This window comes from Delftia sp. PX-1, assembly GCF_055797465.1.
The window spans coordinates 4,653,969-4,670,795 of the sequence record NZ_CP184763.1 but is presented as its reverse complement, the minus strand read 5'-3'; the positions used below and the strand labels follow the sequence as shown (position 1 = coordinate 4,670,795).

Genomic DNA, 16,827 nt, shown 5'->3' with positions numbered 1-16,827 from the left:
CGTTTCACTTCTTGGCGTGCAGCCCGCATTCCTTGGCCGCTTCGTCCTCCCACCACCAGCGGCCGGCGCGGAAGTCTTCGCCAAGGCTGACGGCGCGCGTGCAGGGTGCGCAGCCGATGCTGGGATAGAACTGGTCGTGCAGCGGGTTGTAGTCCACGCCATGGCTGGCGATGTAGTGCCAGACATCGCCCTGGGTCCAGTCGGTCAGCGGGTTGAACTTGGTCAGGCCCTTGGTCTCGACCTCGCTGCGGTCCACGGCGGGCACGTCGGCGCGGGCATTGGACTGCTCGCGGCGCAGGCCCGTGATCCAGGCGCTCTTGCCGGCCAGCGCACGCGCCAGCGGCTCCATCTTGCGCACGCCGCAGCAGGCCTTGCGCAGCTCGATGCTGCGGTACATGGCGTCCTGGCCGTTGTCGCGGATGAAGTGGATCACCGATTCGAGCTGCGGCCGGTAGACCTTGACGCTCAGGCCGGGCAGCGACTGGGTGCGCTCCAGCAGGGCCAGGGTCTCGGTGTGCAGCGCGCCGGTGTCCAGCACGAAGACGGGGATGTCCAGGCCCAGGCGGTGGATGATGTCGGTGATCACCACATCCTCGGCGCCCAGGCTGGAGGCCTGCGTCACGGCCTCGGCGCCCAGCGCCGCTGCCTCGCGCAGCAAGGCCTCGGTGGCGGCCAGCTTGTCGGCAAAGCCGCTGCTGGCACGGCCGTTGACCTCGGTGGCCTTGGCCGATGCCTGTCGCGACAGAAAGCTTTGCGCACCCATGTCAGGCCGCCTTGACGAAGTGAGGCTCGGGATGGACGGCATCACCCTGGTAGAAGCCGTGGAAGCGGTCCAGCTGGCGCTGGGCATCGGAGATGTCCACGCCTTCGCGCAGCACGGCCACGTCGAAGCCGCAGCGCTGCATCTGCACCAGCTGGTCGATCAGCACGTCGCCCGTGGCGCGGATTTCGCCCTGGAAGCCCAGGCGCTTGCGCAGCAGGCGGGCCTGGCTGAAGGCGCGGCCGTCGGTGAACTTGGGAAAGTTGAGGTCGATGCGCTGCACGCCGGTCAGGTCCAGCGTGAAGGGGTCGGCGTCATTGGCCGGGGCGATGACAGTCTGCTGGCCTTCGGCCGGGCTTTGGTGCTCGTGGGCGGCGATGATTTTCATGGGGATCTCCTGCGGCTCTCACCTGGGGTCAGGCGGCCGCTTCCTCGGTGTGCTTGGCGGGGTGGCGGGCTGCATTGCCGGCGGCCTTGAACGGTTCGATGCCCACGCGGCGCACGGTGGCGATGAAGGTCTCGAAACGGCCGCCTTCGCTTTGGCGCTGTTCGCGGTAGGTGGCCAGCAGGGCCTCGATCACGCCGGGCACTTCGGCGGCGCTGAACGAGGGGCCGATGATCTTGCCGGGCGTGGCCGGGCCGGACAGGTGGGAGCCGTCGGCGCCGCCCAGCGTGATCTGGTACCACTCCTTGCCGTCCTTGTCCACGCCCAGGATGCCGATGTGGCCGCTGTGGTGGTGGCCGCAGCTGTTGATGCAGCCGCTGATGTGCAGGTCGATCTCGCCCAGGTCCCACAGCTCGTCCAGGTCCTGGTAGCGCTCGGTGATGGCCTCGGCAATGGGCAGGGAGCGTGCATTGGCCAGCGAGCAGAAGTCGCCGCCGGGGCAGGCGATCATGTCGGTCAGCAGGCCGATGTTGGGCTTGGCCAGGCCCAGGGCCTTGGCCGCCTTGTACAGCTGGGGCAGCTGGTCGCGGCGCACCCAGGGCAGCAGCAGGTTCTGCTCGTGGGTGACGCGCATCTCGCCGGCCGAGAACTGGTCGGCCAGCGCGGCGGCGGCATCCATCTGGTCGGCCGTGGCGTCGCCGGGCGCGTAGCCCAGGCGCTTGAACGACAGCAGCACGGCGCGCAGTTGCGGGTGGCGGTGCGGGCGCACGTTGCTGATCAGCCAGCGGCCGAAGTCCTTGTCTTCCTCGGCGGCCGTGCGGAGCAGGGCCAGGGTCTCGGCCTCGGCATTGGCGGGCGACAGGTCCAGCTCGGGCTCGCGGAAATTGGCGGCCACGCGGTCGTACTCGGCTTGCGTGATGGTGTGGGGACCACCCTCGACCTCGACGATCTGGCGGAATTCCTCATCGACCTGGTCGATGAAGTTCTGGCCCTCGGACTTCACGAGGATCTTGATGCGCGCCTTCCAGGCGTTGTCGCGGCGGCCGTAGCGGTTGTAGACGCGGATCACGGCTTCCAGGTAGTTCATCAGCTGGTTCCAGGGCAGGAACTCGCGCAGCACCGGGCTGATGGTGGGCGTGCGGCCCATGCCGCCGCCCACGCGCACCTTGAAGCCCAGCTCGCCAGCCTCGTTCTTGAGCAACTGCAGGCCCACGTCGTACCAGCCCAGCGCGGCGCGGTCTTCCTCGGCGCCGCTGATGGAGACCTTGAACTTGCGCGGCAGGAAGCTGAACTCGGGGTGCAGCGTGCTCCACTGGCGCAGGATTTCGGTGAAGGGGCGGGGGTCGGCGATCTCGTCGATGGCAATGCCCGCCAGCGCGTCGCTGTTGATGTTGCGGATGCAGTTGCCGCTGGTCTGGATGCCGTGCAGGTTCACGCTGGCCAGCAGGTCCATCACGTCGGCGGCCTTGGACAGCGGAATCCAGTTGTACTGCACGTTGGTGCGCGTGGTGAAGTGGCCGTAGCCGAACTTCAGGTCGGAGCCGATGCGGCGGCCGTCGTGCAGGGGAATGTCGCCCAGCTTGGCCTGGGTGGCGCGGGCCTCGGCCAGCAGGGCGGCGTCGGGCTGGTCGTACTCGCGGGCCACGCGGGCCAGCACGCGCAGCTGGGCGCTGGACAGCTCGCCATAGGGAACGGCCACGCGCAGCATGGGCGCGTAGCGCTGCACATACCAGCCGTTTTGCAGGCGCAGGGGCTTGAACTCATCCTCCGAGAGCTTGCCGGCCTGCCAGCGTTCGAGCTGGTCACGGAACTGCTCGGCGCGCAGGCGGATGAACTGTTTGTCGAATTCGGTGTATTGGTACATGGCGCTTCGGATGTGGGGTCTTCGACTGCCGCCAGTGGCGGCGGTGCAGGGGTTCATTGCGTGGCACCGAGGCACTTGCGGGAAACGCGCGCAGAACCCTGCATGGACGGAAATGTAAGCAATGGCCTTATAGAAGCAAACGATTGTTTTGTCCTGCAAGTATGTGGATATGGATATAAGTGAATGGCAGCAGGCTTTGTGGGGCTGGGCATGTCAAACGCATGAGTGGCCGATATGCTTTCCGGCCAGAGGGAGGATTTCAGAATGCGAAACCGTTGTGCCGCCATCGGGCTGGCCTTGGCATTGGCAACTGCTGCTCAGGCGCAGGCCCAGAAGCCGGCACCGCCGCCGTCCCCGTTGTCAGCAGCGCACACAGCTGACACGCCTGAATCCGACGATTCCGCACGGGAATCAGCCTGGGATGCGTATCTGCATCGCGTGGCGGCGCAGTTGGCCGGTTCCGGCAGCGGGCGCGATCTGGCCTTTGCGGCCATCCTGATCAATCTGTCGCCCCGCGACAAAAGCGCTGTCAGCCAGGCCGAGGGCTGGCGCCAGGACGCGCTGGAGCGGGCAGGGCAGGATGCGCTGGCCTATCAACTGCTGGCCTCCAAGGCCCCTGAGGACGAAGGCGAAGTGCGCTCCGAGGCTGCCCGCCGCTGGCTGGCGCTGGAGCCCAGCAATTTCTCTGCGCTGATGCAGCAGGCGCTGGGACCGCAGGAACTGCTGGTTGCAGCGCGCGAAAGCCGCTACGCGGACCTGCACATGTATGACGGCGTGCGCTGGATGCAGTCCGCTTTGCTGCGCCATCCGCCCACGGCACAGGAGCTGCAGGCGCTGGGTGGCAGTCCGAACTACCGGCTCGAGGAAGGCGCGGTGATCACTGCAATAGGTATCTGGACAGCCTTTCCCTTGACGGGCTACAAGACGCTGCTGGATACCTGCAAACCCGAAGCGATGGGCAAAACCCCGGCGCGCGAGGCCGACTGCCTGCATGTAGCCCACCTGCTGACGCAGCGCTCATCGACCGTGCTGGACGAGGGCTTTGGGCTGGCGATTCAACGCCGGCTGGCCAAAACCCCGACCGAGCGCGCCGCGGCCCAGGCCCGGCGCCGCCAGTTGGAGTGGCTGATGCAAGCGTCCGCCCCGCTCGGCATGCAGGACGGAGGAGCCCGGTTTGCCCGGCTGCTGGCCGATCCTTCCATCCACAGCGAGCAGCAATTGCTGCAGCGCTTGCTCAAGGATGCAGGCCGGCCCTTGACGCCGCCGCCGTGCTGGAAGTGGCGCCCGCCCAGACCTTAGGGATTGCCGGCAGCCGCGCCGCCACCGCCGCCTCGCTCACCCCATAGAGCGCAGCGAGCGCGGCCGGTGTCGCCACTTGCGCCGCCGCACCGCAGGCCTGCAGGCCGCCGCGGCCCAGCAGGGCGATGCGGTCGGCCACCTGCAGCGCATGCTCGGGCTGGTGGGTGGACAGCAGCACGGCCATGCCGCGTGCACGCAGCGCGGCAATCTGGTCCAGCACGCGGATCTGGTTGCCGAAGTCCAGGCTGGCCGTGGGCTCGTCCATGACCAGCAGCGCGGGCTCCTGGGCCAGGGCGCGTGCGATCAGCACCAGCTGGCGCTCGCCGCCGCTCAGCTCGGTGTAGGGACGCAGCGCCAAATGGGCGATGCCCAACTGCTCCAGGCAGCCCAGCGCCAGGGCACGGTCGGCACTTGAAGGCCGTGCCAGCGCAGGCAGGCGCGCGGCACGGCCCATGAGCACCATGTCCAGCGCTTCGAAGCCGAAGACGCCGGCCTGAGCCTGGGGCACATAGCCCACGCGCCGCGCAAACTCGGCACGCGGCCAGCTGTGCACGGGCTGGCCCTGCACGCGCACCTCTCCGGCCAGCGGCGCCAGCAGGCCCAGCACGGTGCGGAACAGCGTGGTCTTGCCGCAGCCGTTGGGGCCCAGCAGGCACAGCACCTCGCCTGCGGTGATGGCCAGGTCCAGCCCCTGGCTGACGCGCCGGCGCCCATGGCCCGTGGCCAGGGCCAGCGTCTGCAGCACGGGTGGGGCCTGCACTTCAGTCATTGCGCCCCGTGCGCGACAGCAGGTAGAGAAAGAAGGGCGCGCCGACCAGGGCCGTGAGAATGCCCAGCGGCAGCTCGATGCGTGCCGCGCTGCGCGCCAGGGTGTCGGCCGCCACCACGAAGCCCGCGCCCAGCAGCGCCGAGGCCGGCAGCAGGCGCACGAAATTGGGGCCGACCAGCAGGCGCGCCACATGCGGCACCACCAGCCCCACCCAGCCGACGATGCCGGCCAGCGACACGGCCGCCGCCGTGCCCAGCGTGGCACAGGCCACCAGCAGCAGGCGCAGGCGTGCCACGGGCACGCCCAGGGCCAGCGCCTCCTCGTCGGGCAGGCCCAGCAGGTTGATGCGCCAGCGCAGCAGCATCAGGGGCAGCAGGGCGCACAGCATCACGGGTGCCGTGGCACCCAGCTCGGGCAGGGTCACGGCGCTCAGGCCGCCCATGAGCCAGAAGGTGATGGATGGCAGCTGCGTATTGGGATCGGCCAGCGTCTTGACCAAGGCAATGCCCGCGCCCAGCAGCGCGCCCAGCGCAATGCCGGCCAGCACCAGAACCAGCACCGGGTCATGGCGGCGCACGCTGGTGCTGATGGCCACCACCACGGCCACGGCGGCCAGCCCGCCGCCAAAGGCCAGAGCCTGAACGGCCGCCATGGACCAACCCAGGAAGATGCCCAGCACCGCGCCCAGGCCGGCACCGGCCGAGACGCCCAGGATGTCGGGCGAGACCAGCGGGTTGCGGAACATGCCCTGGTAGGCTGCGCCTGCCGCCGCCAGCGTGGCGCCCACGGCCAGGCCTGCGGCGATGCGCGGCAGGCGGATGTTCCAGAGCACGGTCTCGGCGCTGGCGGACAAGGGTGAGGCAGTGCCCGTGGCGCGCGCCAGAAGCGACTGCCATAGCTGCTGCGGCGCGATGGAGAACTGACCCACCGCCAGTGCCCACAGCAGCACGGCGGCCAGCAAGGCCAGTGCGAGCACCCACCCCAGGCGGCGGCCTGTGGCAGGCATCAACGCGCAGTCTCCATCAGCCTGCCCAGCGCTGCGGGCGACAGGTCGGCGCCGTAGAACAGGCGGTAGAAGTCGCGCACCTCGCGTTCCAACGGCGGCAGTCCCTGCAGGGCCGGCGCCTGCGGGTGGAGTTTTTCCAGCAGCCAGCGCACACCGATCAGCCGGTTGACGCCGGGCGGACCATCCAGCCAGCCGAAGGGCCAGACCGGCGCGCAGTGCACGCGGCCCGAGCGCACGGCGGCCACGCCGCGCCACAGCGGGTCCTGGCGCATGCGCTCGGCAAGGCCGGGTTCCTGCGTGACGATGACCTGCGGGTCCCAGGCCAGGATCTGCTCCATGGACACGCGCGTGAGCCCGCCACGCCCTGCATCGGCGGCCACATTGCGCCCGCCCGCATATTCGACGGCTTCCACATTGATGGAGCCAGCCAACCCTGTTTCCAGCCCATTGGCGCTGCGCGCGAAATGTACGCGCGGGCGCTCGGCCGGTGCCAGGCCCTGGGTGGCACGCTGCGCCAGCGCCGCCACGGCATCGGCATGGCGGGCCAGGGTTTCGCCACGTGCGGCCTCGCCCAGCAGGGCGCCGACCTCGCGCAACTGGCGTGCGTGGTCGGCCAGCGAGCCCTGGATCAGCACGCAGGGCAGGCCGGTCTGGCGCGCCAGCCGCTCGGTGGCCGAGATATAGGTGGCATCGGCCGTGCCGGCGTCCAGCACCAGGTCGGGCTGCAGCTTCAGCAGCGACTCCAGCGGCATGGTGCTGCCGCGCCCGGACAGGCGGCCCAGGTGCGGCAGCGCCTGCAGCGTGGGCCCCAGATAGGCTCGCGAGACATCGTCCAGCTGCTGGGGCCAGCCCAGCAGCTTGTGCGGTGCCAGCGTGGCCACCAGCACGCCTGCGGGGGGGCCGGCCGCGAATACGCGGCGCAGCCTGGCAGGGTCCGGCATCTGTCCCATGCGGGCGGCAATCGTGGTTGCCTGGGCATGGCCGGGAACAAGCGCCGATGAGGCCAGTGCCGCCATGGCCTGGCCCAGCCAGCGGCGGCGGGTGAACAGAAGATCGGTCATGAAAGTCAGGGGATGGGGCTGGCGCAGCCACGGCGCTCAAGCTGTGCCTGGCACCATTGCTCGATCTGCACCTCATCGGCTGCCAGCTCGGCATGCAGGCTGCCGGTGTACCTGCGCCAGTCTTCAAGATGGCGGGCCGCGACGGCCGTGAGCACGGGCGTGCCGGCTTCGACAAAGGCCGCGAATTCGGCGGCAAAGCCCTGGCCCGAGGCCTCGACGATGCCGAAGCGGTTGATCACCACCAGATCCACGCCATCGTCCAGCGCCTGGCGCAGCACGGCGCTGGCCTGGGCCAGGGCCTGGGGGTTGAGGCTGCAGGCGCGCGAGGCGCAGCCCAGGTCCTGGGACAGCTCGAATTGGCGGTCACTGCGCAGGTCGAACAGCTGCATGCGCTTGTTGCCGTTGGCATAGCGGTCCTGGCGATGCACCAGGCCGCCCACGCGCCAGCCCGCGCCTTGCAGGCGGCGTGCCACGCGTTCGAGCAGCAGCTCCATTGCATGCTCGTCGTCGGGATGGACCAGGGCGGCCAGGGGCAGGGTGGTGAAGGGCGGGTTCATGGCATGCAGGTTGATGCGTATCAATGGGGCTGTTGTACTCCTGCCCGACCCCGGTGTCGTTGACCATGGGCAGCTTGGCTGGACCCGGAGCGCAGGCAGACGTGGGCGGGCGCTTCGCGCCAGGTCCGCTCCTCAGAAGCGATAGCCCAGGTTGACATACCAGCTGCGGCCCGGCATGGGCAGGCCGTCATCGAACTGGTACCACTTGTCGCCGATATTGGCCACGCCAAAGTCCACGGTGATGTCGCTGCGCGGCTTGTAGCGTGCACGCAGGTTGGCAATGCCGTAGCCGGGCAGCTTGAGCGTCTGCAGCTGGCCGCTGCCCGACAGCGGCACGTAGCGGCCCTTCTCGGTCTCGACCTCAGCATTGAATTCCCACTGCGCCAGCGGACGCCACTGGACACCGGCCAGCAGGCGGTGGCGCGGCGTGTGGGTCAGCGTGATGCTGGAGTCGCTGGTGTTGCGGCGGTTCAGGTAGGTGTAGCCGGCGTTCACGCCCCATTGCGCCGACAGTTGCTGGGCCAGGGACAGCTCCATGCCGATGTTGCGCGTGCGCCCCACGTTCTGCGCCTGGTTGCAGGTGGTGCCGCCGCATTCGGCCGAGGCCACGACCACGGTCTGGATCTGGTTGCGCACGCGGCTGTAGAACAGCGCGGCCTGGCCCTGGCCGCCCTGCCAGGGTGAGCCGCTGACGCCCAGCTCCAGGTGGTTGGCGGTCTCGGGCTGCAGGTCGGGGTTGGCCAGGGCCGTGCCCATGCGTGCCGAGTAGCGGTCCTTGATGGTGGGAAAGCGCGTCTTGTGCGAGGCGATGAAATACGCCTCGCTGCCACCGCCCAGCGCATAGCCGAGCTTGGCCACGCCATTGGTGGCGCTGGCCGAGCCCGTGGGCCACTGGTAGACCTCGCGCGCATCGCGCTGGTCGTGGCTGAGCGCCAGGTTCAGGCTCCAGCGCTCGGCCAGGGAGATCGTGTCCTCGACCACCAGGGAGCGCGTCACGTCGCGGTAGTGCTTGCTGGGGTCCTTGGCCGAGGCAGCGTCGGTGTGCTCGTCGATCTTGTAGTGCGCGCCCAGGCGCAGCGCATGGCCCTTGAAACTGTAGTTGGCCCACTCGACGCTGGCGCCCTGGCTCATGTCCTTGTAGCTGCTGGTGGGGTCATGGCGCGAGTAGCTCGCGTCCGTGTACATGTCCAGGCCGTTTTGGTAGGTGTCGTGGTAGATGCGTGTCTTGAGCAGGTTGTCGGCATTGATGCGCGTGGTGCTCAGAAAGTACACGCTGTCCTTGTCCCAATAGGGCCAGCGCCAGTAGCGGATGACGTTCTTGCCCGTGGCGCTGCCGGTGTACACGGGGTTGCCCTTCTCGCCTTCCTGGCGCACATAGCCCAGCGCGTATTCGTCCGTGGCATTGGGCGTGAGGCCCAGCTTGAACGACAGCCGCCTGTCCGTGCGGTAGGCGTTGTCGCGGTAGTTGCCCGTGTCGGTGGGCTGCTTCTTGAAGTCCTTGAAGCCCTTGGGCAGCGGAAAACTGTCCGCGTCCAGGTAGGAGGCGCCAAGCTGGTAGTACCAGGAGCCCAGATTGCCGCCCAGGTTCACGGCGGCCTTGCGTTCGCCGCCTGCGCCTGCGCCGATGCGCGCATCGCCCTCGACGGATTTGACCGGCTTGCGCGTGACCAGGTTGATGGCGCCGCCCAGCGTATTGGGGCCATACATCAGCGAGGCGCCAGCCTTGGCCACGCGGATCTCGGACAGGTCGAACGTGGTGAAGCGGCCGAAGTCCACATAGCCGTCATAGGGCACGTACAGCGGCACGCCGTCCACGAAGACCGGCACCTGGCGCGGATCGAAGCCGCGCAGGTAGATCATTTCCTCGTTGCGATTGTTACGCGACAGCGTGGCGCCCGGCAGCAGGCGCACGGCATCGGCCACGGTGTCTGCATTGCGCCGGCGCATCTCGGCGGCGTCCGTTCGTTGTTCATAGTTAGATATGGCGTCGCGCTCTTCACGATCATCGCGCACATCGACCGTGCCCAGCTGGAAGGTCTGCGAAGACTGTGCTGCAGACGTGCCCGATTGGGCTTGTGCCTGGGTGCTGGCGGCCAGGCCCGCAAGCAGCAGGGCGTGAGCCAGCGTGGATTGCAGGCGGAAGGCAGGGGAGGAGGCTGGGGCGCTGTAGCGGGGCTGGAGAGGCACGATTTTCGGTGGTTGTGTGAGTGGACGCGGGGCGGCTGGTTGTTTCCTTTTGAAAACAGGTTCCGGATTCTAGCGATATATACTGATAAACATAACGAGTGACAAAAAACCGTCTGCGGGAAGACTCGGGTTTTCTTTCAGGCCGTTGTGTGAATGCCCGGCCGTTCAGCAGCCGGGCGGTTCAACGGCTCAGCGCCTGCGGCCCAGGCGTTCGCTGGCCAGGGCAGCCGCCAGCTTGGCATCCAGGGGCAGCGGTTCGTCGTGCAGGCGTGCTGCCAGCAGCTCGCCGCACAGCAGCGACAGCGTGAGCCCGCGCGAGCCCATGGCCGTCAGCGCCCACAGGCCGGGAGCCTGGTCGGACACCGGTCCGACCACGGGCAGCCGGTCTGGCGAGGCCACGCGCACGGCGCCCCAGGTGGTGCGCGGTGGTGCGTCGAAGAAGCCTTGCAGGCCCTGGTAGGCACGTGGCAGCAGCTGCGCCAGCTTGGCGCCATTGGCTGCATGGGCCGCGGCCTGGTCTTCGGGACTGGGCGGCAGCGCGGTCTGGTCGCGCTCGAAGGTCGATCCCATGACCCAGCCTGGCCCGGCTGCATCGCCGGGCAGCGGCATGGCAGGCACCAGGTTGCCATGGCCGTTGACGGGAAAGGGCGGCATGGCCTGCGCGCTGGCCGGGGTGTGCACATCCCAGCTGACCTGGCCGCGAATGGGCTGCAGCGGCCAGGCGGCCTGGGCGCCCAGGCTGTGCTCCAGCAGCGCATTGGTTGCGGGGCCCAGGGCGAGAACGACCAGTTCAGCCTCGGCCAACAGATTGCCCTGTGCATCCAGGGCCTGCCAGACGGGCGCGCCACCGGCTGTGTCGGTGCGTGCAAGACGCGCCACGCAGGCGCGGCCCTGCCAGCGCACGCCGGGCAGCGCCAGTTGCGCCTGCACCAGCCGTGCCGGGCGTACCCAGCCAGCTTGCGCATGCCAGCAGGCAGGGGCGTCGGCGGGCAGGCCGGCCGCCGAGAGTTGATCGGCGCTTGCGGGCCGGCTCCAGTGGTCGCCCGGGCCGGGGGATTGCCAGTCGCGCGGCAGCCGCGGGGCGGCCTCCACGCCGTGCTCCAGCACGCCGGTATCGCACCAGTCCGTGCCCGGTTGCAGCAGGCCCTGGCCGGAGAGCATTTGCAGCTGCGCCAGGGTCAGGCGTGCGCCGTCGCGGCTCAGGCGGGACAGCAGGCTGTCATCGGGCGAGACATGGGGGCAGAACAGGCCCGCGGGCAGGGCCGAGGCGCCCGCTGCAGGCGCCTCGGCAGCATCCAGCACGGTGACCTGCCAGCCACGGCGCGACAGGCTGGCGGCGGCGGCCGCACCGGCGATGCCTGCACCCAGCACCATGCAGCGCCGTGGGGTGATGGCTTCCTGCGGCTGCGCTCCCGGCCCGCGCGGCCCACGTGGCCCGCGCGGTTGCCAGGCCGGGTCGAAGACGGCATGCAGGTTGTGGCGCTTGGGTGGGACGCCATCGACCTTGCGCACCTGAAAGCCGTGCTGTGCCAGGCCATCGCGCACCGTGCGCGCCACGCACCAGGTGGACAACTGCGTGCCGCGCCGGCAATGGCGCGCCAGCGCGCGCAGGGTATCGGCGCTCCAGAGGTCGGGGTTGAGTTCCGGCGTGAAGCCGTCCAGGTAGATGCTGTCGGCCGTGAGCTGCTGGCGCCGCAGCATGGCCTGGGCATCGCCGATGTACAGCGTCAGCAGCACGCGCCCCTGCTCGAAGGCGAGGCGGTGCACGCCGGGCAGCAGGCCCTGGAACCGGGTGGCCAGCTCCTCGGCCAGCAGGCGCAATCCTGGCTCGCGCGGCATGGCCTGGCGCATGGCGTCGGCGCTGACGGGAAAGGCTTCGGCCGAGACGAAATGCAGCAGCCTCGGGCGCCGGGGATCGGTTTTCCAGGCTTCCCAGGCCACGAGGAAATTCAGCCCGAAGCCGAAACCGGTCTCCAGGATGCGCCATTGCGGCGCATCGGCCCAGGCCGCCGGCAGGCCGCAGCCGCCCAGAAAGACATGACGGGCCTGGTCCAGGCCGCCGAGTTCGCTGTGGTAGCGGTCGCCGAAGCGCGGGCTGTAGGGCGTGCCATCGGGCAGCCAGTCAATGGGTTCGGACATGGGCAAGGGGCAGAACTACTCCTCCCAGCGCTGCTGGTAGGAGAACACGGGCAGCCGCCACTTGAAGCGGATGGCGGCCAGGCGCAGCGTGAGTCCGCCGGCAAAGCAGACGACGGTGCTGAGGTTGGAGCCCACGTCCAGCGTGCGCAGCCCCAGGAACAGCAGGCACACGGCCAGGGACACGCTGGCGTACAGCTCGCGCCGGAAGACGACCGGCACCTGGTTGCACAGCACGTCGCGCAGAATGCCGCCGCTGATGCCGGTCAGCATGCCCGACATCACCACCACCACGGGCGGGTAGCCCAGCTCCAGCGCCACGTTGCAGCCGATCAGCGAGAAGGCGATCAGCCCCATGGCGTCCAGCAGCAGAAAGACCTGCTTGAGATGGTGCATGTGGCGCGCCACGACGATGGTCAGCAGCCCGGCCGAGATGACCAGGTAGACATATTCAGGGTGCTGCGTCCAGCCGATGGGGTAGTGGCCCAGCACCATGTCGCGGATGGTGCCGCCGCCCAGCGCGGTGACGAAGGCGATCACGGCCACGCCGAAGATGTCCATGTTGCGCCGGCCCGCCGCCAGCGCGCCCGACATGGCTTCGGCCGTGATGGCCACGAGGTAGATCACCAGCATGACGGTGAACTGCGATGCCTGGAACGATTCCAGCAGGGAGACGGATGGAAGCACGGAAAACCTCGGATGAAGACCGGCCCGCGCCGCAGGGTGTGCGGCCACTGCGCCGTCCAGCGCAAGAAGGCGGGCATTGTAGGCGGTCTCTGGGCGGCGGCCGTTTGCGGCACCGCAAATGAAACCGCCCCCGGCGCGGTGCGACGGGGGCGGTGAAAGGGCACGAAGCGGCTCAGGCCGTAGGAGGCACGTAGCCGGCCGCCGCATCGGCGCCGCCGCCGAAGAAGTGGTTTTCCATCTGGCGGGCCAGGTACTGGCGGGCGCGTGCGTCGGCCAGGTTCAGGCGGTTTTCGTTGACCAGCATCGTCTGGTGCTTGAGCCAGTCGGCCCAGGCCTGCTTGCTCACGCCTTCAAAAATGCGCTTGCCCAGCTCGCCGGGGTAGGGCGGGAAATCCAGGCCTTCAGCGTCAACGCCAAGCTTGATGCAGTGAACGGTACGTGCCATGGGGAATTGAGTCCTTGTCTTGCAGAGATTCAGATGTTTTGGGAATAACAAACTGAAATCTTATTGGTTTGAGTTTTAAGAGTTGGCTTTGAGAATGCTTTCCACGGCACCAGACCGTCGTCTCCACTCTCTACCGACACTCCAATGAAAATTCGCCGCCACTTTATCAAGTTTCCTGTCGCCGCCGGCCTGATCGCGGGCTTGACCCTGTCGGCTCTGCCGGCGTTGGCCCAGTCGGTGCAACTGCTCAATGTCTCCTACGATCCGACGCGCGAGCTGTACGTGGAATACAACCAGGCCTTCGCCAAGCACTGGAAGGCCAAGAGCGGCCAGGACGTGAGCGTCAAGCAGTCGCACGGCGGCTCGGGCAAGCAGGCGCGTTCCATCATCGACGGCATCGACGCCGACGTGGCCACGCTGGCGCTGGCCGGCGACATCGACGCCCTGGTCAAGAACGGCAACCTGCTCAAGGCCGACTGGCAAAAGCGCCTGCCGCACAACTCGGCGCCCTACAGCTCCACCATCGTCTTCCTGGTGAAGAAGGGCAATCCCAAGAACCTCAAGGACTGGGACGACCTGGTCAAGCCTGGCGTGCAGGTGATCACACCCAACCCCAAGACCAGCGGCGGTGCGCGCTGGAACTACCTGGCCGCCTGGGAATTCGCCAAGCGCAAGTACGGCGGCGACGCACAGGCCAAGGACTTCATCGGCAAGCTGTTCAAGAACGTGCCCGTGCTGGACACGGGCGCGCGCGGCGCCACCATCACCTTCGTGCAGCGCGGCGTGGGCGATGTGCTGCTGGCCTGGGAGAACGAGGCCTTCCTGGCGCTCAAGGAGTTCGGTCCCGACAAGTTCCAGATCGTCGTGCCTTCGCTGTCCATCCTGGCCGAACCTTCGGTGGCCGTGGTCGACAAGGTCGTGGACAAGAAGGGCACGCGCGCCGTGGCCGAGGAGTACCTGAAGTACCTGTACTCCGAGGAAGGCCAGCGCATCGCCGGCCGCAACTACTACCGTCCCACCGATGCCAAGGTCAAGGCCGAGTTCGCGGACAAGTTCCCCAAGCTGGAGCTGGTCACCATCGACCAGGCGTTTGGCGGCTGGGCCAAGGCCGACAAGGACCACTTTGCCGACGGCGGCAGCTTCGACCAGATCTACACCAAGAAGTGAGTGCGGCGCGCCGGCCCGGCCGGCGCCCACCCACTGATTCACCCGCTTTCCCAGATCTCTGCCAACTACCACGATCCGCCATGTCCATCTTGCTGACTTCCCGTCACTCTTTGCAGGCCCCGCGCCGCACGGCGCAGGCAGGCGTGCGGATGCACAAGGCATGCGTGGCAGGCAAGGCATGCGTGGCAGGCGTGGTGGCATCCAGCTCTTTTCCTCGCTTCGAGACCATGGCCTTCGCCAGCCGGCGATGTAGCACCTGACGACTCCGTGCGGTGCGCCTGCAGGCCCGGCCCTGCAGGCGGCTGCCCCTTGCTCCGCCTTCCCTTTTTTTGTTTTCTGGCTGCATGCCGCGCGCATGCATGGGCAGCGCTTTGCCTGCGCCACGCACCACGCACCACTCTTCCAAGGATGTCCGTCATGGTCTCGTTTGATTCTTTCCCCCGACACACAGCCAACTGGCGCCGACGCCAGCTGCTGGGCGCGGGCCTAGCCGCAGCAGTCGCCACGGTGGGCGGCCCGGCCCTGGCCCAGGACAAGGCGGGTGACCGCGTGCTGCGCGTGGGCCACCAAAAGGGCTGGCTGTCCATCCTGAAGAGCCGGGGCACGCTGGAAAAGCGGCTGGCGCCGTTGGGCGTATCCGTGCGCTGGATCGAGTTCAACGCCGGCCCCGTGCAGCTGGAGGCGCTGAACGTGGGCTCCATCGACTTCGGCGATGTGGGCGAGGCCCCGCCCATCTTTGCGCAGGCCGCAGGCGCACCTTTGGTCTATGCGGGCGCCACCGTGCCGCGCCCCGGGCTGGAGGCGGTGATCGTGCCCAAGGACTCGCCCATCCGCAGCGTGCAGGACCTCAAGGGAAAGCGCGTGGCCTACAACAAGGGCTCGAACGTGCAGTACTTCCTGGTCAAGCTGCTGGAAAAGCATGGCCTGAAGTACGGCGATGTGCAGTCCGTCTTCCTGGCGCCGGCCGATGCGCGCGCCGCCTTCGAGCGCGGCTCCGTCGATGCCTGGCTGATCTGGGACCCCTTCCTGGCTGCCGCGCAAAAGACGCTGGACGCCCGCCTGCTGGCCGATGCCACGGGCGTGGTCAACAACCGCGCCTACTACTTCACCTCGCGCGATTTCGCCACGCGCAATGCCGATGTGCTGCGCATTGCCATCGAAGAGGTCGATGGGATTGACCGCTGGGCCTCGAAGAACCAGACGGCGGCGGCCGCCGAGCTGTCCAGCATCCTGGGCCTGGACAAGTCCATCACCGAGCTGTACCTGAGCCGTGCCCGCTTCGGCACCTCGTCCGTGACGCGCGAGATCCTGGCCGAGCAGCAGCAGATCGCCGACACCTTCTTCGAACTCAAGCTCATCCCCCGCAAGCTCAACCTGCTGCATGCCGCGCCGGTGGACCTGATCGCGTCGCGTCCCTGAGCCCACTGCAAGGAGTCCGCACCATGAACGCCATCCCCAAGAAGCCCCGCCTGGACCGCGTGCGCCGCCAGGCCCTGCAACTGCTGGGCACCACCGCCTTCAGCTGGAGCCTGGCCGGCCAGTACGCACGCGCAGAGACGCCGGCCGCCGTGGCCGGACCCGAGCAGTTGCGCATCGGCTACCAGAAGTCGGCCGTCAACCTGGTCATCCTCAAGCAGCAGGGCGTGCTGGAAAAGCGCTTTGCGGGCACCAAGGTCAGCTGGCTGGAGTTTCCGGCCGGCCCCCAGCTGCTGGAGGCCCTGGCCGCCGGCAGCCTGGATTTCGGCCTGACCGGCGATTCACCCCCGGTCTTTGCCCAGGCCGCGGGCCGCGACCTGCTGTACGTGGGCGCCGAGCCGCCCAAGCCCGAGAGCTCGGCCATCCTCGTGCCGTCGGACTCGCCGCTGCGCGCCCTGGCCGACCTCAAGGGCCGGCGCGTGGCGCTGCAAAAAGGCTCCAGCGCCCATTACCTGCTGGTGCGCGCGCTGGACAAGGCGGGCCTGGCCTGGAACGAGATCCAGCCCGTCTACCTGGCCCCGGCCGATGCGCGCGCCGCCTTCGAGCGCAAGAGCGTGGACGCCTGGGCCATCTGGGACCCGTTCTACGCGGCCACCGAGCTGGCGATTCGCCCGCGCGTGCTGGCCAATGGCGAAGGCCTGTCGGGCAACGCCTCGTTCTACCTGGCCGCGCGCGGACTGGTGGAGCGCCATCCGCAGGTGCTGCGCGCGCTGTTCGATGAGCTCACGCGCGCCGATCGCCTGGCCCAGAGCGCACGCCAGGAGGCCGTGGCCCTGGTGGCCGGCTTCAGCGGCCTGGATACGGCGGTGGTCAGCCGCTTCATTGCGCGCCGGCCCAGCTCCCCCGTGGGCCTGCTGGCTGCGCAGACCGTGGTGGACCAGCAGCGCGTGGCCGATGCATTTTTTCGGCTGGGCCTGATTCCGCGCCAGGTGCAGGTGGCCGACATCGTCTGGCGGCCCTCGGCGGCCGAGTACGCGCGGCTGGCCGAGCCGGTGGCGGCGCGGCCTTCTTCCGCCCTTTGATTCCCT

General features: G+C 68.5%; 15 protein-coding genes. 4 read left to right on the top strand and 11 right to left on the bottom strand.

Annotation, left to right across the window (positions count from 1 at the left end; all coding sequences use genetic code 11):
- Positions 1-4: 4 nt before the first annotated feature.
- From ACN20X_RS21445 to ACN20X_RS21435, 3 genes are read right to left on the bottom strand one after another with little or no spacing between them, the layout of a single operon-like run.
- The gene (locus ACN20X_RS21445; protein WP_013801647.1) at positions 5-763 is read right to left on the bottom strand and encodes a phosphoadenylyl-sulfate reductase; all 759 of its coding nucleotides are present in this window, start codon (positions 761-763) and stop codon (positions 5-7) included.
- Between the two features lies 1 nt (position 764).
- Positions 765-1,148: a DUF934 domain-containing protein gene (locus ACN20X_RS21440; RefSeq protein WP_016453315.1), complete on the bottom strand. Its 384-nt coding sequence runs from the start codon at positions 1,146-1,148 to the stop codon at positions 765-767.
- A 28-nt stretch (positions 1,149-1,176) separates the two neighbouring features.
- Positions 1,177-3,009 (bottom strand): nitrite/sulfite reductase, encoded by a 1,833-nt coding sequence (locus ACN20X_RS21435; protein WP_016453314.1) that lies wholly within the window; start codon positions 3,007-3,009, stop codon positions 1,177-1,179.
- Between the two features lie 450 nt (positions 3,010-3,459).
- Here ACN20X_RS21435 and ACN20X_RS21430 point away from each other — a divergent pair, with 450 nt between their 5' ends.
- On the top strand, positions 3,460-4,308 hold the full coding sequence (locus tag ACN20X_RS21430) for a hypothetical protein (protein ID WP_227469514.1): 849 nt from the start codon (positions 3,460-3,462) through the stop codon (positions 4,306-4,308).
- Here ACN20X_RS21430 and ACN20X_RS21425 read toward each other — a convergent pair.
- The 8 genes from ACN20X_RS21425 to ACN20X_RS21390 form a co-directional block, all read right to left on the bottom strand.
- Positions 4,244-5,077, bottom strand: a complete 834-nt coding sequence (locus tag ACN20X_RS21425) for an ABC transporter ATP-binding protein (protein WP_046985783.1) — start codon at positions 5,075-5,077, stop codon at positions 4,244-4,246. The genes ACN20X_RS21430 and ACN20X_RS21425 overlap by 65 nt on opposite strands.
- Positions 5,070-6,083, bottom strand: a complete 1,014-nt coding sequence (locus tag ACN20X_RS21420; protein ID WP_016453311.1) for a FecCD family ABC transporter permease — start codon at positions 6,081-6,083, stop codon at positions 5,070-5,072. The genes ACN20X_RS21425 and ACN20X_RS21420 overlap by 8 nt, the downstream gene beginning before the upstream one ends.
- The gene (locus tag ACN20X_RS21415) at positions 6,083-7,144 is read right to left on the bottom strand and encodes an iron ABC transporter substrate-binding protein (protein ID WP_016453310.1); all 1,062 of its coding nucleotides are present in this window, start codon (positions 7,142-7,144) and stop codon (positions 6,083-6,085) included. The genes ACN20X_RS21420 and ACN20X_RS21415 overlap by 1 nt, the downstream gene beginning before the upstream one ends.
- 5 nt (positions 7,145-7,149) lie before the next feature.
- The gene (locus ACN20X_RS21410; RefSeq protein WP_016448340.1) at positions 7,150-7,701 is read right to left on the bottom strand and encodes a DUF2478 domain-containing protein; all 552 of its coding nucleotides are present in this window, start codon (positions 7,699-7,701) and stop codon (positions 7,150-7,152) included.
- Positions 7,702-7,833: 132 nt separating this feature from the next.
- Positions 7,834-9,888, bottom strand: a complete 2,055-nt coding sequence (locus ACN20X_RS21405; RefSeq protein WP_016453309.1) for a TonB-dependent receptor plug domain-containing protein — start codon at positions 9,886-9,888, stop codon at positions 7,834-7,836.
- Positions 9,889-10,077: 189 nt separating this feature from the next.
- Positions 10,078-12,027, bottom strand: coding sequence for a bifunctional tRNA (5-methylaminomethyl-2-thiouridine)(34)-methyltransferase MnmC2/FAD-dependent 5-carboxymethylaminomethyl-2-thiouridine(34) oxidoreductase MnmC1 (gene mnmC / locus ACN20X_RS21400; protein WP_016453308.1), 1,950 nt, complete (start codon positions 12,025-12,027; stop codon positions 10,078-10,080).
- Between the two features lie 15 nt (positions 12,028-12,042).
- Positions 12,043-12,711 (bottom strand): trimeric intracellular cation channel family protein, encoded by a 669-nt coding sequence (locus tag ACN20X_RS21395; protein WP_016453307.1) that lies wholly within the window; start codon positions 12,709-12,711, stop codon positions 12,043-12,045.
- A gap of 172 nt (positions 12,712-12,883) precedes the next feature.
- A complete protein-coding gene (locus ACN20X_RS21390) occupies positions 12,884-13,156 on the bottom strand; it encodes an oxidative damage protection protein (protein WP_012206441.1) in 273 nt (90 codons plus the stop codon).
- 144 nt (positions 13,157-13,300) lie between these two features.
- Here ACN20X_RS21390 and ACN20X_RS21385 point away from each other — a divergent pair, with 144 nt between their 5' ends.
- The 3 genes from ACN20X_RS21385 (at position 13,301) to ACN20X_RS21375 (ending at position 16,821) form a co-directional block, all read left to right on the top strand.
- Complete coding sequence (locus tag ACN20X_RS21385; RefSeq protein ID WP_012206440.1) at positions 13,301-14,323, top strand: sulfate ABC transporter substrate-binding protein; 1,023 nt, start codon at positions 13,301-13,303, stop codon at positions 14,321-14,323.
- A 417-nt stretch (positions 14,324-14,740) separates the two neighbouring features.
- Positions 14,741-15,742, top strand: a complete 1,002-nt coding sequence (locus tag ACN20X_RS21380; RefSeq protein WP_016448337.1) for a sulfonate ABC transporter substrate-binding protein — start codon at positions 14,741-14,743, stop codon at positions 15,740-15,742.
- A gap of 23 nt (positions 15,743-15,765) precedes the next feature.
- Positions 15,766-16,821, top strand: coding sequence for an aliphatic sulfonate ABC transporter substrate-binding protein (locus ACN20X_RS21375; RefSeq protein ID WP_160854626.1), 1,056 nt, complete (start codon positions 15,766-15,768; stop codon positions 16,819-16,821).
- Positions 16,822-16,827: the final 6 nt, after the last annotated feature.

Excerpts from the sequence above, each read along its gene's own strand:
- ACN20X_RS21445 (WP_013801647.1), bottom strand. The coding sequence starts at position 763 with ATGGGTGCGCAAAGCTTTCTGTCGCGACAGGCATCGGCCAAGGCCACC.
- ACN20X_RS21440 (WP_016453315.1), bottom strand. The coding sequence starts at position 1,148 with ATGAAAATCATCGCCGCCCACGAGCACCAAAGCCCGGCCGAAGGCCAG.
- ACN20X_RS21435 (WP_016453314.1), bottom strand. The coding sequence starts at position 3,009 with ATGTACCAATACACCGAATTCGACAAACAGTTCATCCGCCTGCGCGCC.
- ACN20X_RS21425 (WP_046985783.1), bottom strand. The coding sequence starts at position 5,077 with ATGACTGAAGTGCAGGCCCCACCCGTGCTGCAGACGCTGGCCCTGGCC.
- ACN20X_RS21420 (WP_016453311.1), bottom strand. The coding sequence starts at position 6,083 with ATGCCTGCCACAGGCCGCCGCCTGGGGTGGGTGCTCGCACTGGCCTTG.
- ACN20X_RS21415 (WP_016453310.1), bottom strand. The coding sequence starts at position 7,144 with ATGACCGATCTTCTGTTCACCCGCCGCCGCTGGCTGGGCCAGGCCATG.
- ACN20X_RS21410 (WP_016448340.1), bottom strand. The coding sequence starts at position 7,701 with ATGAACCCGCCCTTCACCACCCTGCCCCTGGCCGCCCTGGTCCATCCC.
- mnmC (WP_016453308.1), bottom strand. The coding sequence starts at position 12,027 with ATGTCCGAACCCATTGACTGGCTGCCCGATGGCACGCCCTACAGCCCG.
- ACN20X_RS21390 (WP_012206441.1), bottom strand. The coding sequence starts at position 13,156 with ATGGCACGTACCGTTCACTGCATCAAGCTTGGCGTTGACGCTGAAGGC.
- ACN20X_RS21385 (WP_012206440.1), top strand. The coding sequence starts at position 13,301 with ATGAAAATTCGCCGCCACTTTATCAAGTTTCCTGTCGCCGCCGGCCTG.
- ACN20X_RS21380 (WP_016448337.1), top strand. The coding sequence starts at position 14,741 with ATGGTCTCGTTTGATTCTTTCCCCCGACACACAGCCAACTGGCGCCGA.
- ACN20X_RS21375 (WP_160854626.1), top strand. The coding sequence starts at position 15,766 with ATGAACGCCATCCCCAAGAAGCCCCGCCTGGACCGCGTGCGCCGCCAG.